This is a genomic window from Citrobacter telavivensis, from assembly GCF_041807075.1.
In the GTDB taxonomy this organism is placed as follows: domain Bacteria; phylum Pseudomonadota; class Gammaproteobacteria; order Enterobacterales; family Enterobacteriaceae; genus Citrobacter_A; species Citrobacter_A telavivensis.
The window spans coordinates 189,524-202,769 of the sequence record NZ_JBGUBF010000006.1; the positions used below are offsets into that span (position 1 = coordinate 189,524).

Below are 13,246 nucleotides of genomic sequence, written 5' to 3' on the forward strand. Positions count from 1 at the left end.
TCCCTTACGCTCTGTGCGCCACGCGCTCGCCCAGCAAACCTGCAGGACGGAATACCAGCACCAGGATCAGCACGATGAAGGCAAACACGTCCTGGTAATTACTGCCAAAGACGCCGTTAGTGAGTTCACCGAGATAGCCCGCACCAAGCGCTTCTATGACACCCAGTAAAATCCCGCCGATCATCGCGCCGCGAATATTGCCAATGCCGCCAAGCACGGCGGCGGTGAACGCTTTTATTCCGGGTAGAAAGCCCATTGAGAAGCTGGCGTTACCGTAGTTGCTTGCCATCATCACACCGGCCAGCGCCGCAAAAATGCCGCCGATAGCAAACGTCAGGGTGATGATGGCGTTTGGGTTAACGCCCATCAGCGTGGCGACCCGCGGATTCTCTGCCACTGCGCGCATGCCTCGCCCGAGGCGAGTGTATTCAACCAGCAGCCACAGACCGGTCATGACCGCCAGTGCCAGCCCGACGGTGACAATGCCGGTGAGAGTGATAATCGCGGGGGGGTGAGTTTCGCTTCCGGAGGTCACGGCGATCGGGGCCATCGACAGGATCTGCGGGAACATCAGCGGATTGCGGGTCCAGACGATCATCGCCATGGTTTGCAGTAATACGGAAACGCCGATACCGGAGATCAGCGGAGCCAGCCGCGGGGCGTTACGCAGCCTGCGATAGGCGAAACGTTCAACCGCCATCGCCAGCAGGGCGCAGACGGCCATCGCAATGAGCAGCGCTACACCGAGTTGCAGTAACTGCGGCATAGCAGGGAAGGTATGATTCAGGACGTTGATGGCGGAGAGCGTAGTAAGCGCGCCAACCATCAGGATATCGCCGTGAGCAAAGTTAATAATACGCAAAATACCATACACCATGGTATAGCCCAGCGCGATCAGCGCGTAGATGCTGCCCAGCATCACACCGTTTATCAGTTGTTGTATGAGTGTGTCCAACGTTTGTACCCGACAGATTGCTCTTTCAGTGGGTACCATCTAATAATTGAATAAAATTGTAAAATACACATATATTATTTCTTATGATAAACAGATATTTTTATATCTTAATGATTAATAAGATTATTTTGTTAATAACAAAACAAGGTTATAGCCTAAAGAAATCAATATATGAATAAAACAGAACAATTGACGACATTACCCTCCTTTGCGGAGAGTCGCCTTGCCAACGATCCTCCGCTACGGGCGGTGCGTGCCTTTGAAGCCATTGCCCGATTAGGAAGCGTGACCCAGGCCGCGAAAGAGCTGGCAATTTCGCCCTCTGCGGTTAGTCATCAGCTCAAATTACTTGAAGGGTATCTGCAAATCGCGCTCACCGAACGGCATGGACGACGACTGGCGCTGAGCCAGCAAGGACGTGAATATTATCGTTCGATCCGTGCGGCGTTTAACGTTTTGCGTCAGGCGACGGAGCATCTGGTGGAGCAGGAGCAGGCCCGGCAGGTAACGATTAGCCTGATTCCTCTTTTTGGGATGGGGTGGTTTATTCCTCGCCTGCCGATGTTTACGCGCGCGAATCCGCATACTGAGATTAACGTGGTGTATGCCAATCACCGCAACTATCTGAGTGACGCTTCAGATATGTCGATCCGCTTCGGAGATGGCAACTGGACGGGATACCAGAGTGAAAAACTGATTTCCGGGCGCATGGTACCGGTATGCAGCCAGGCGTTTTTGCGACTGCATGGTCATATTGATACCCCGGAGCAACTGATGCAGATGCCGCTGCTGCATGATGAAGAACGAACCACCTGGCATCAATGGTTTATTCAGCAGGGCGTGAAGCGTTCCCCGCCGCGCAGCGGCCCCTTGTTTGAGGACGGTCTACTCACGCTGGCTGGCGTACAGGCAGGACTGGGATGCGCCCTGATGCGCGAGCCCCTCATTATGCCGTACCTGGACAAAGGCGAGCTGGTAAAGATTTTTGATCTGCCAATAGATGACGGGCGCGACTACTATTTGTGCGTTCGCCAGGATAATGAGATGACGCAGGATGGCAAGCTATTACAGAACTGGTTAAGGCGCGAAGCGTCTGCCGTATAATGATGTCACTGCATATGAAGAGAATAAGGAGGCGGCATCATGAAATGCCGTTTTCAGCGCAGCGTTTCATCGCCTCTATTCCCACTCCATCAGCAGACGACTTGCCGCAGGCCTCGCCAGGGATTATTGCTGCCAGTATTTTTGTCTTCCTCGAATCGCTGGATAAGTTTACCGGTACCTTTTCTGTCGGCGTGCCGGATATCACTACGCTACCGCTGCTACTGTATAACGCCAGTATGTCGGGTAACTATCAGGTATTGTCCATTACCGCCCTGATTCTGTCTGGTTAATCAGTTCAATGCGAATCGTGCGCCGTCAGCACGCCCGTGATCGTCAACGAGCGTACTCGATATTGTCCGCTGCACTCTGGTCGCCAGGCGAGTTCCTGCATATAGCTAACCCGACCGGCCACATCGTAATGTCATCCAGTCATGCATAACATCATGCAGCGTTCCATTAATGAGTCGGGAATGACATTCAACACTTCTCAAGTGTCATTCCAGTCCTTTGTAAGGTACGTACAGAGCGGCTATTTGGATTGACCCCACTCCGGTAGGTGTTTCTGGCACATAAGCGACAGTCAGCCTGAATATTGTTAAGAACAGGAAAGTGTCAGTCCTGAATTTCTGCTCAGCAGTAAGCACTGCAGAGATATAAACGTCGCCATTAACCTCGCTTGCCGGAGGCATAACAGTGGCGGGGAGTAAGTTGGTTGAAGGAGGGGGTCATAACCGATTTTATTGAGAACCGTGAACAAGGTCGGGAATCCTTCCCGGCGTTGTGAGGGGGCGAGCAAGCCAGGCGGCGCGGTAGTGTTTTGCATAGATCAGAATCGAAGGGATGACGCTTGCGTTCCCCAGACCGGACAAAGACCGGATTCGGCCTTGCTGTGATGAATCCATCAGCCAGGCATACAAGTTGGAGATCGTGTTTATTGGCCGTTTGAAGCCGAACAGGCAACGACATCGGGACCGGAAGGGCAGGGAGCCGCTAAAGGGAAATGCTCAGGTGGGATTCAAGAGATAAAGCAGTGACACCTGTGGCTAAGACTACCAGATATCTACCGGAAGGAACCTCAGAAAGCAAAAAACCCGCCATAGGCGGGTTCTTCTAAATAGTGGTGCCCGGACTCGGAATCGAACCAAGGACACGGGGATTTTCAATCCCCTGCTCTACCGACTGAGCTATCCGGGCAACGGGGCGCATTAAACCGTAATCATGCCTGACAGTCAACCAAATTTAGGGGAAAGCTGTTCAACTGCTTAAGTTTGCGGCAATCTGTGCGTTTCTGCATTCAGTTTGCACAAATATTCCAGACAGACGCGTTCTGAACAGGCAATGCTGACAGCGAGAGGAGGGCAGTATGGCAAACGACTGGCTTGAGCTGCGACAACATGCCGATACCGGTATTGAAACAATCAAAGCCCATTTTGAAGGGCATGCGTTCGATCCGCACTGGCACGACAGCTATCTGGTCGGCATTACCCTTTCCGGCACGCAGCAATTTCACTGTCGGCGTGAACGTCACCGCAGCCAGCCTGGTGATGCTTTTTTACTGGAACCGGGTGAGATTCACGATGGCGATGCGCCGGTGGCCGGTGGGTTTACCTATCTCACCTTTTATCTGGATGAACAGTGGCTGACAAAAACGTTGCAGGGCCTTTATGACACCACGCCGGACCGCTATTCCCTGCATTTTAGCCGCACGTTGTCGCGTGAGCCGCAACTGGTGCGTGCCATCGGCGAAACGTTTAGCGCCTTGCATACCGAAGAGATGCGCATTGTGCAGCAAAGCACGATGGATAATCTGCTTTCGCAACTCACCACCCATTGCCACTGGCGAAAGCGTCTTCCTTCACAGATACAGAGCGCAGCGATAGCCCATCGCGCCCGTGATTATCTGCATGCGCATATGGGCGACAATATTGGCCTTTCCGATCTGGCGCGCGAAACCGGAACGGACCGTTTTACGCTGACGCGCAGCTTTAAACGCGAGTTTCACCTGGCGCCGCACGCGTGGCTGATTCAGCTTCGGCTGGCAAAGGCACGCCAGATGTTGGGGAAAGGTGCGCTGCCGGTCGATGTGGCGGCGGCGCTGGGGTTCGCCGATCAAAGCCACCTGGGGCGCTGGTTCCAGCGTGCGTATCGCATTTCGCCTGCGCACTACCGTCGTTTGTGCACAAACCTTCCAGACGGTAACAGGAAATAAGGTCACAGTCAGAACTCAACTAAAAAGGAGTCTGCCTGTGAGTATCGCGCCATTTTTGCTGTTTGCGTTTGTTGCCTCTATCACCCCCGGTCCCACCAATATCCTCATCCTGGCGAACAGCCAGCATCATGGTGTGAAAGCGACGCTGCCTGCGTTGATCAGTGGCTGTGTGGCGGCGAGTATGATTGTGTTGATTTCAGGTGCCGGGGCAGGGGAAATACTGCGTCAGTATCCGCTGGTACGACAGGCGATGAGTTGGGGGGGCGTGGCGTGGTTAAGCTGGATGAGCTGGCAATTATATAGCGCCCCGGCCGCGAATTTGTCCGCAAAGCAATCTCATCGTTTTACCGCGCGGGCGGCGGCGCTTTTGCAGGTGGTGAATCCGAAAACGTGGATGATGGCGCTGGCGGTGGTGAGCCTGTTTGCGCCGACGGGGAGTCATGCGCTGCGCGATATTGCGTTCATGGCGCTGTGGTTTTTGCTGATCTCTGTCGGATGCCTGCTGTGTTGGGCGTGGCTGGGGAAGGCAGTGAACAGGGTGTTTCGCACCACCGTGGCGATGGTGCGTTTTCAGCGTCTGATGGCGCTGTGCCTGCTGATTTCAGCGTGGGCGGGGGGGCTGGCTTAGGTCAGCGCGCCACCCTGACGGCACTGGGCAAAGCGCAGAATATCTTCCGCCAGACGATGCGCCGTCTCTACATCCGCATGGCTGCGATTGACCAGCATGCGGCTCAGACAGCCTTCCAGCACCAGTTCCATCTGTTTGGCCACCATCGCCGGATCGTCAATCTCCAGCGTGGTCAGCAGTTCGTGGGTAAAGTCGTGCGCCGCGCTTTTCTGCTGATCCGCCAGTTGATGAATGGGGTGTGATGGATCGGGATAAAACGTACAGGCGGCGATAAACAGGCAACCCGGGTAGCGATTATTACTCACGCATTCTGCCAGCGCATTGTAGCGGGCCAGCAGCTTTTGTTCAGCACTCAGGGAGTCATCCAGCAACAGCTGGCGACGCCAGATATCCACCTGCTGGCTGAGATAGCGCAGCGCGTCATACAAAATAGCCTCTTTGTCCGGCCAGAAACGTTGCATTTCGTCGAGCGGATAATCAACGCGCTCAGCCACCATCTCCAGCGTGGTGTTCGCAATCCCATGGATCTCGAGTAATTTTAGGGCTTCTCCCAGGACATCTTCACGTTGCACGGTCATTCCTCCGTCTTTACCTCTGAAAGTGTCGCTCACGGTTGGCGATCGTGCAAATGCGCACTAAACGTCGCCGCATCCATAAAGCCCGTTACCCGTGCCTGCGGGTGCTCCTGACCTTGTGCATCAAAGAACAGGATGGTTGGCAGTCCTAATACCTGCAAATGCTTCAGCAGCGCCACATCCTGCGCGTTATTGGCGGTGACGTTAGCCTGTAACTGCACCGTATCGCCCAGCGCCTGCTTTACCTGCGGATGGCTGAAGGTGTACTTTTCAAACTCTTTACAGGCTACACACCAGTCGGCGTACAGGTCCAGCATAACCGGTTTGCCTTTCGCCTCGACCAGCGCCTGATTGAGTTCCTCAACGCTTGCCACCGGTTTGAAGTCCAGATGCGCCTGCGCCTGCGTCATCGTTGTGCCAAACGCCCAGTCCTGGAGCGGACGTACGCTGACCAGTGCCGCCGCCAACAGAATTATCTGTACGAGGCGCATCCAGCCACGTGTTGCTTGCAGACTGGTGATAAACGCCCAGCCAAAGAAGGCCACGCCCAGCAGCGACCACAGGCGTAAACCCCACGTATCACCGATGATACGCTCCAGCAAAAAGACCGGCAGCGCGAGGATAACAAAGCCAAACGCCGTTTTGACCTGCGCCATCCACGGCCCGCTTTTGGGCAGCAGACGGTTACCAAAAACGGTGACCAGCATCAGCGGCAGCCCCATTCCCAGCGCGTAGAGGTACAGCGTACCGCCGCCGAGCCACAGGTTCCCGCTCTGGGCGATGTACAGCAAGATGGCGCTGAGCGGCGCGGTCGTACACGGCGAACAAATCAGCCCGGCAATCGCGCCCATGGCAAAAACGCCACCCGCGGAACCGCCCTGCTGACGGTTACTCATCAGCGTGAGGCGTGTTTGCAGCGACGAGGGCAGTTGCAGGGTGAACAGGCCGAACATCGACAGGGCAAGCAGGGTAAAGACCACTGCCAGACCGATTAAGACATAGGGATGCTGAAGGGCGGCCTGGAATTGCAATCCGGCGGCGGCCACCACCAGACCCAGAGCGGTATAGGTCAGCGCCATTCCCTGCACATAGATGAATGTCAGTAGCAGTGCGCGTCCGGTAGAAAGACGCTGTTTACCGCCAAGTACGATGCCGGAAATCAGTGGATACATCGGCAGCACGCAGGGGGTAAAGGCGATGCCAATGCCGATCAGCAGCGCCCACAGGGCGGAAAAGGGAAGTTGCGCTGGCGCGTTTTCCGGTTGCGGCGGCTGTGCCGCTGCTGGTGTAGCCGGTTTCGGATCCACACTGGCGATCACCGCGCTTAACGGCACGGTTTTGCTTTCCGGCGGATAGCAAAAACCCGCGTCGGCACAGCCCTGATACGTTACCGTTAGCGTCGCGCCAGATTGCGCCTGGTTGATGGTCACCGGGATCGTGAGCGTATTGCGATAAATTTCGCTTTTACCGTAGAACTCATCTTCATGCCAGACGCCCGCCGGCAGAGTGACTTCCGCGATTTCTGCCTGAGCAGGGGTAATACTGATCTGCTTGCGATACAGGTAATACCCGTCTTTCACCTGCCAGGTGAGATTCAGATCGTGTTGGTTTTGCTGAAAGTCAAAGGCAAAGGCCTGGTCAGCAGGGACAAAATTCGAGCGACCCGGCGCGTCGAAAAGTCCGGCAAAAGTTGATGTGCTGCAAAGAAGCAGGATCAGCGTAAGGATGCGTTGAGCCATGAGAGGTAATCACTGTCTCCATGAGTAACGGGTAAAACCAGAAGTTCGGGCGTTTGATACGGGTGATGAGACTTCAGGCAGTCGAGTAAGGCATCCTGATGTCTCACCGAGGTTTTTAAGATCATCTGGACTTCGTATTCCTGCTCCAGTTTCCCCTCCCAGTAATACAGCGAGGTTGCACCGGGAATAATCGTGGCACAGGCCGCCAGTTTTTCTGCCAGCACTTTGGCTGCCAGATCCTGGGCTGTGGCTTCATCCGGCGCGGTGCAGAGCACAACAACGGCATCGGGGAGGGAGATATCCTGACGACTAACATCATGCATAAACACCTCGAATGAACAGAATGACCCGCAAAAGAGTGGTCACTATACAACGGACGAGGAAAGGATGTTAGACAAAGGGAGGGAAATGCGGGGCGCGAACACGCCCCGCAGGTAACACTTACAGCATGAAGCTGCCCAGCAGGAAGCCGAAGCAGACCGCCAGTACCACACCCAGCGTACCTGGGATGAAGAACGGGTGGTTAAAGACGAATTTACCGATACGTGTTGTCCCGGTGTCATCCATCTGTACCGCCGCAACCAGCGTTGGATAAGTTGGCAGAATGAACAGACCAGAAACCGCAGCGAAAGAGGCAACGGCAGTCAGCGGAGAAACGTTCAGCGCCAGCGCCATCGGCATCAGTGCTTTAGCGGTTGCTGCCTGAGAGTACAGCAGCGCAGAAGCAAAGAAGAAGATCACCGCCAGCAGCCACGGGTGGCCCTGAATCACTTCACCTGCAGTGTCTTTGATCCAGTCAATGTTGTGAGAGACGAAAGTATCACCCAGCCATGCAACACCCAGGATACAAATACAGGCGCTCATACCGGCTTTGAAGGTGCTGGAGTTGAGGATAGCGTCAGTTTCCACTTTGCACAGGATAGTGGTCAACGTCGCGACGCTCAGCATGATGATCAGGATAGCGTTAGTGGTGTTCATCAGCGGTTTCTCAACCAGACCGAGGCTCGGGCTGTTGACGATCGCATAAACGACTACGCACACTACGCCCAGCAGGAACATCCAGACGGAGTTTTTCGCCATCGGTTTGATTTCAACCTGCTTCTCACCGCGCAGTTCAACCAAACCTTCTTCCAGACGCTTGCGGTACACCGGATCGTCAGAGAGTTTGGAGTTGAACAGCATGGTCACCAGGAAAGACATTACCAACACTGCCAACAGCGTGGACGGAATGACCACGGACAGTAGGTGGATGTAGCTAATGCCATGACCTTCCATCACTGAAGACATGTAAACGACCGCTGCGGAGATTGGCGATGCAGTGATCGCAATCTGAGCGGACACCACGGCGGTAGAGAGCGGACGGCAAGGCTTGATGCCCTGTTCCTTCGCAACTTCAGCAATAACCGGCAGCGTTGCCAGGGAGATGTTCCCGGTACCTGCAAAGATAGTCAGGAAATAGGTCACGATCGGTGCAAGGATCGTGATGTATTTCGGGTTCCGACGCAGCAGTTTTTCTGTCTGGTTAACCAGATAGTCCAGACCGCCCGCAACCTGCATCGCGGAGATAGCAGCAATGACCGCCATGATGATGGAAATGACATCGAACGGGATATTACCCGGTTTCACGCCGATAGCGGCAAGAACCAGAACACCCAGTCCACCTGCAAATCCAATCCCGATGCCCCCAAGTCTGGCGCCCAAAAAGATTGCCAGCAAAACAATGATAAGTTCGACAACTATCATATTAGCCTTCCTTGTTGTTTAACAAGTTGATATTAAATTGTTGTTATTTAGTAACTTCTTATAAGAAAAAAGGCACGTCATCTGACGTGCCCTCCTTGGTACTACCCTGTACGATTACTGTTCACTTTCATCAGTATAACGTTTTGCTTTGTAAGCCGGGTGCATCAGGTTCTGTGCGGAGAAAATATCGTCCAGCTCAGCTTCAGTCAACAGACCGCGCTCCAGCACCACTTCACGTACGCTCTTACCGGTTTCGGCGCAAATCTTACCAACGATGTCGCCGTTGTGGTGGCCGATGAACGGGTTGAGGTAAGTGACGATACCGATAGAGTTGTAGACATACCCTTCGCACACTTCTTTGTTAGCGGTGATACCGTTAACACATTTCTCCAGCAGGTTGTAGCAGGCGTTGCTGAGGATGTGAATGGATTCAAACATCGCCTGACCAATCACGGGTTCCATCACGTTCAGCTGCAGCTGACCGGCTTCAGACGCCATGGTGACGGTGATGTCGTTACCGATGACTTTGAAGCACACCTGGTTGACGACTTCCGGTACGACCGGGTTCACTTTCGCCGGCATGATAGAAGAGCCCGCCTGCAGTTCCGGCAGGTTGATCTCGTTCAGGCCAGCACGTGGGCCAGAGGAGAGCAAGCGCAGGTCGTTACAGATTTTGGACATCTTCACAGCCAGGCGCTTCAGGGCACCGTGTACCATAACGTAAGCGCCGCAGTCAGAGGTCGCTTCGATCAGGTCTTCAGCCGGAACGCAGGCAAAACCGGTTACTTCAGCCAGTTTCTGTACGGCTAGCGGAGAGTACTCTTTCGGAGTATTCAGACCAGTACCGATAGCCGTTGCGCCGAGGTTAACCTCCAGCAGCAGTTCAGCGGTACGTTCGATGTTTTTCACTTCTTCTTTCAGCAGTACGCTGAAAGCGCGGAATTCCTGACCCAGGGTCATCGGAACCGCATCCTGCAACTGGGTACGACCCATTTTCAGGATGTCCTGGAACTCGACAGCTTTACGCTCGAAACCTTCACGCAGTTGGTTGATGGCGTCGACCAGTTTAACGATAGAAGCGTAAACGGCGATGCGGAAACCGGTTGGGTAAGCGTCGTTAGTAGACTGACATTTGTTCACGTGGTCGTTCGGGTTCAGGTACTGATATTCACCTTTCTGGTGACCCATCAGCTCCAGCCCGATATTGGCCAGCACTTCGTTGGTATTCATGTTGACGGAGGTGCCTGCACCGCCCTGGTAAACGTCTACCGGGAACTGGTCCATGCATTTGCCGTTATTCAGGACTTCATCACATGCGGCAATGATGGCATTCGCTACACTCTTAGGAATGGTCTGCAACTCTTTGTTTGCCAGCGCAGCTGCCTTCTTAACCATTACCATGCCGCGCACAAACTCAGGGATGTCACTGATTTTGTTATTGCTGATGTAGAAGTTTTCAATCGCTCTCAGAGTGTGAACACCATAGTAGGCTTCGGCTGGAACTTCCCTGGTACCCAACAGATCTTCTTCGATACGAATGTTGTTTAACATGTGAACCTTCTTTATTTAAAGCTGCCAATGAATGCACTAAACACACAGAATATATGTGGTTTCGATTGTTTCTTGACCGACGATTATCCCCTACATCGGTCTGGTCAACGAGATCATATTCTGCTCCAGAAATTGTGCCGTAATCTGGATCACTTTAAGTGTGGTAAATTACTCCTTAATTATTATTTTGTGAAATAGGTCACCGCTTTAGGATTAACTCTAAAAATAAGTGCGTAAACAGCTTGAAATTTTGTGAACTACCCCTACATCCGACTAATGCGAATCGCAACTATTTTCGGGCCGACGTGCGCATCACGGCGGCCGTTTGAGGAGAAACCTTTTGCGCTGGATACCGTTACTTGCAGTCTTTCTCTATGTTTATATTGAGATTTCTATCTTCATTCAGGTCGCCCATGTGATGGGGGTACTGATGACGCTCATCCTGGTGATTTTTACCTCAGTCATTGGGATGTCGCTGGTACGTAATCAGGGATTTAAGAACTTTTTGTTGATGCAGCAGAAAATGGCGGCAGGAGAGAGCCCTGCTGAAGAGATGATTAAGAGTGTTTCGCTGATCATCGCGGGCCTGTTGCTGTTGCTGCCAGGCTTTTTCACCGACTTCCTCGGTCTTCTCCTTTTACTACCGCCTGTGCAGAAGCACCTGACGATGAAGCTGCTGCCGCATTTGCGTTTTTCCCGGATGCCGGGTGGCGGCTTTAGCGCCGGAACGGGCGGTGGCGATACCTTTGACGGCGAGTTCCAGCGCAAAGACGACGAGCGTGACCGTATCGAACATAAAGACGATCGTCGCGACTGATGACATCTAAAGACATTGTAGACTTGTCGGCCCGGTAAGCATAAACGCCACCGGGCTCTTGCGTTTATCCGGTCTATCCCTGATGTTCAGCCATCTTCCGTTTCGGCAAAAACAGCCACAGTATTGCCAGCATAATCAGCGCATACAGACTCTTCCAGCCGACCATCGCCAACAAAAGAAGGCATAATAATCCACCCACCATCGCCAGCGCGCGATACCGACCTTTCAACAAGCGACAGCCTGCCAGCATGCACAACAGATAGATCATAATAAAGATGCCGTTTGCGTAGACGATGAGCGCATCGAGATTGATCGCCAACGCATAGATGCACAGCGTACTGACCACGCAACAGCCCAGCACGGCATTGAGCGCGTTGCGCGGAATATGGCGGTGAGAGAGGCGGGCAAGATAATGGTCTGGTTTGTACTGCGCCTGTGACCACACCAGACGGGCAAAACTCTGTATATAAATGTTGAGACTGGCAAAACAGGCCAGATAACCGATCACACAGGCCACCCACAACGCCTGAACGCCAAACAGTTGCACCACGATTTTCGGCAACGAGGCCGCTGCCGCCATCGTTTCGCCATAGGCGTCAAAATGCAGAACGACAACGGTGCAGGCCCAGTAGACCGAACCGGCCAGCAGCAGACCAATCATCAGCGCACGCGGGAAATCCCGTTCGGGATCCTTGAATTCAGAGGCCAGATGAGCGAACGCTTCCAGACCGACGAAACACCAGAACATCACCGACAGCGCGGAGAACAGCCCTGACATCTCAATATCGCCTGGCGCAGGGAAAGGAATTTCTGTCGGTTTGAGGTCGCCGGCCCACCAGATGGCGACAATCAGCGCCACAATCAGACCCGCAATCACCGTTTGCAGGTTTGCACTGGAGCTGGCCCCGCGTGAGCCGATGAACCACACCAGCGCCAGGGTGCCGAGCTCGGCCAGCAACAGTTGCCCGTCGTGCCAGCCAAACATCGCCTGACCAAACCCGGCAGCAATGTGCAGCGCCGCAGGAAGCCCCACGGGGATAACGGACAGAAACAGCCAGCCGGTGACCCGTTCGAGATGTGGGCCAAATGCCATACCGACGAAATGGGCGACGCCGCCTGCGCTGGGATAGTGGCGGCCTAACAGGGCAAAAACAATCGCAACGGGAAACACCAGAACAATCAAAACGGGCCAGGCCCACAGGCTGTTATTACCTGCCACCAGTGCCGCCAGGGCCGGGACGGCAAACACGCCTGTTCCTAATAATGATGTCGACAACAGGCCAATGCCCTGAGCCAGTCCAAGCTCTTGTTTCAGTCCACTCATGAGTTGTTATCCGTTTGCGCCTGGATTCCAGGCAACTGCGCAGGTTTTCGATGTTATCACAATCAGATTTGCTTATGACGCCAGCGATTAAATAGGCGAGAAATGTGAGATAAGTACGGTTTTTGCAGGATTTTTGCCTGAAGAAAATTTTTTTTCACATTGCCCCTTGAAGGGGCAAAACCCCATCCCCATCTCTCTGGTCACTAGCCGGGAACCTTAACGGGCCGGCGTCACCCATAACTGATAAAGACCTTCTCAAAGGAGAGCTATCAATGAGTATTCGTCCGTTACATGATCGCGTGATCGTTAAACGTAAAGAAGTTGAGTCCAAATCTGCTGGCGGCATCGTTCTGACCGGTTCTGCAGCGGGTAAATCAACTCGTGGCGAAATCATCGCTGTCGGTAAGGGTCGCATCCTGGATAACGGTACCGTGCAACCGCTGGATGTGAAAATCGGCGACATCGTGATTTTCAACGATGGTTACGGTGTGAAATCTGAGAAGATCGACAATGAAGAAGTGTTGATCATGTCTGAAAGCGACATTCTGGCAATTGTTGAAGCGTAATCCGCGAACGACACTGAACATACGAATTTAAGGGA

General features: G+C 53.6%; 12 protein-coding genes, 1 tRNA gene and 1 pseudogene. 6 read left to right on the forward strand and 8 right to left on the reverse strand.

Going from position 1 to position 13,246, the window contains the following annotated elements; translation table 11 throughout:
- Positions 1 to 4: 4 nt before the first annotated feature.
- Positions 5 to 955 (reverse strand): branched-chain amino acid ABC transporter permease, encoded by a 951-nt coding sequence (locus ACERJC_RS20840; protein WP_373672406.1) that lies wholly within the window; start codon positions 953 to 955, stop codon positions 5 to 7.
- A gap of 171 nt (positions 956 to 1,126) precedes the next feature.
- Here ACERJC_RS20840 and ACERJC_RS20845 point away from each other — a divergent pair, with 171 nt between their 5' ends.
- Both ACERJC_RS20845 and ACERJC_RS20850 read left to right on the forward strand, forming a co-directional pair.
- Positions 1,127 to 2,059: a LysR substrate-binding domain-containing protein gene (locus ACERJC_RS20845; protein ID WP_373672407.1), complete on the forward strand. Its 933-nt coding sequence runs from the start codon at positions 1,127 to 1,129 to the stop codon at positions 2,057 to 2,059.
- Between the two features lie 101 nt (positions 2,060 to 2,160).
- A pseudogene (locus tag ACERJC_RS20850) lies at positions 2,161 to 2,340 on the forward strand (ABC transporter permease); the annotation flags it as partial.
- An 837-nt stretch (positions 2,341 to 3,177) separates the two neighbouring features.
- Here ACERJC_RS20850 and ACERJC_RS20855 read toward each other — a convergent pair.
- Positions 3,178 to 3,253 (reverse strand) — tRNA-Phe (locus tag ACERJC_RS20855).
- Positions 3,254 to 3,422: 169 nt separating this feature from the next.
- Here ACERJC_RS20855 and ACERJC_RS20860 point away from each other — a divergent pair.
- Both ACERJC_RS20860 and ACERJC_RS20865 read left to right on the forward strand, forming a co-directional pair.
- The gene (locus ACERJC_RS20860) at positions 3,423 to 4,268 is read left to right on the forward strand and encodes an AraC family transcriptional regulator (RefSeq protein ID WP_178825096.1); all 846 of its coding nucleotides are present in this window, start codon (positions 3,423 to 3,425) and stop codon (positions 4,266 to 4,268) included.
- A 37-nt stretch (positions 4,269 to 4,305) separates the two neighbouring features.
- On the forward strand, positions 4,306 to 4,896 hold the full coding sequence (locus ACERJC_RS20865) for a LysE family translocator (RefSeq protein WP_178825097.1): 591 nt from the start codon (positions 4,306 to 4,308) through the stop codon (positions 4,894 to 4,896).
- Here the strand turns inward: ACERJC_RS20865 and ACERJC_RS20870 are convergent.
- The 5 genes from ACERJC_RS20870 to aspA all read right to left on the reverse strand — a co-directional run bounded on the left by ACERJC_RS20870 (position 4,893) and on the right by aspA (position 10,504).
- On the reverse strand, positions 4,893 to 5,468 hold the full coding sequence (locus ACERJC_RS20870; protein ID WP_152401619.1) for a transcriptional regulator: 576 nt from the start codon (positions 5,466 to 5,468) through the stop codon (positions 4,893 to 4,895). The genes ACERJC_RS20865 and ACERJC_RS20870 overlap by 4 nt on opposite strands.
- Before the next feature lie 35 nt (positions 5,469 to 5,503).
- Positions 5,504 to 7,210 (reverse strand): protein-disulfide reductase DsbD, encoded by a 1,707-nt coding sequence (locus tag ACERJC_RS20875; RefSeq protein ID WP_373672408.1) that lies wholly within the window; start codon positions 7,208 to 7,210, stop codon positions 5,504 to 5,506.
- Positions 7,186 to 7,533: a divalent cation tolerance protein CutA gene (gene cutA, locus ACERJC_RS20880; RefSeq protein WP_373672409.1), complete on the reverse strand. Its 348-nt coding sequence runs from the start codon at positions 7,531 to 7,533 to the stop codon at positions 7,186 to 7,188. Before cutA ends, ACERJC_RS20875 begins: the two co-directional genes overlap by 25 nt.
- 118 nt (positions 7,534 to 7,651) lie before the next feature.
- On the reverse strand, positions 7,652 to 8,953 hold the full coding sequence (gene dcuA, locus ACERJC_RS20885) for an anaerobic C4-dicarboxylate transporter DcuA (RefSeq protein ID WP_046494335.1): 1,302 nt from the start codon (positions 8,951 to 8,953) through the stop codon (positions 7,652 to 7,654).
- Between the two features lie 114 nt (positions 8,954 to 9,067).
- Positions 9,068 to 10,504, reverse strand: a complete 1,437-nt coding sequence (gene aspA / locus ACERJC_RS20890) for an aspartate ammonia-lyase (RefSeq protein ID WP_042321348.1) — start codon at positions 10,502 to 10,504, stop codon at positions 9,068 to 9,070.
- Positions 10,505 to 10,844: 340 nt separating this feature from the next.
- On the opposite strand from aspA, the gene ACERJC_RS20895 reads away from it, so the two are divergent.
- Positions 10,845 to 11,321 (forward strand): FxsA family protein, encoded by a 477-nt coding sequence (locus tag ACERJC_RS20895; protein ID WP_042321350.1) that lies wholly within the window; start codon positions 10,845 to 10,847, stop codon positions 11,319 to 11,321.
- Positions 11,322 to 11,394: 73 nt separating this feature from the next.
- On the opposite strand, the gene yjeH is transcribed toward ACERJC_RS20895, so the two are convergent.
- Positions 11,395 to 12,645 (reverse strand): L-methionine/branched-chain amino acid transporter, encoded by a 1,251-nt coding sequence (yjeH, locus tag ACERJC_RS20900; RefSeq protein ID WP_178825103.1) that lies wholly within the window; start codon positions 12,643 to 12,645, stop codon positions 11,395 to 11,397.
- Between the two features lie 272 nt (positions 12,646 to 12,917).
- On the opposite strand from yjeH, the gene ACERJC_RS20905 reads away from it, so the two are divergent.
- Positions 12,918 to 13,211 (forward strand): co-chaperone GroES, encoded by a 294-nt coding sequence (locus ACERJC_RS20905; protein ID WP_152401628.1) that lies wholly within the window; start codon positions 12,918 to 12,920, stop codon positions 13,209 to 13,211.
- The last annotated feature ends 35 nt before the right edge of the window (positions 13,212 to 13,246 follow it).

Excerpts from the sequence above, each read along its gene's own strand:
- ACERJC_RS20845 (WP_373672407.1), top strand. The coding sequence starts at position 1,127 with ATGAATAAAACAGAACAATTGACGACATTACCCTCCTTTGCGGAGAGT.
- ACERJC_RS20860 (WP_178825096.1), top strand. The coding sequence starts at position 3,423 with ATGGCAAACGACTGGCTTGAGCTGCGACAACATGCCGATACCGGTATT.
- ACERJC_RS20875 (WP_373672408.1), bottom strand. The coding sequence starts at position 7,210 with ATGGCTCAACGCATCCTTACGCTGATCCTGCTTCTTTGCAGCACATCA.
- cutA (WP_373672409.1), bottom strand. The coding sequence starts at position 7,533 with ATGCATGATGTTAGTCGTCAGGATATCTCCCTCCCCGATGCCGTTGTT.
- dcuA (WP_046494335.1), bottom strand. The coding sequence starts at position 8,953 with ATGATAGTTGTCGAACTTATCATTGTTTTGCTGGCAATCTTTTTGGGC.
- aspA (WP_042321348.1), bottom strand. The coding sequence starts at position 10,504 with ATGTTAAACAACATTCGTATCGAAGAAGATCTGTTGGGTACCAGGGAA.
- yjeH (WP_178825103.1), bottom strand. The coding sequence starts at position 12,645 with ATGAGTGGACTGAAACAAGAGCTTGGACTGGCTCAGGGCATTGGCCTG.
- ACERJC_RS20905 (WP_152401628.1), top strand. The coding sequence starts at position 12,918 with ATGAGTATTCGTCCGTTACATGATCGCGTGATCGTTAAACGTAAAGAA.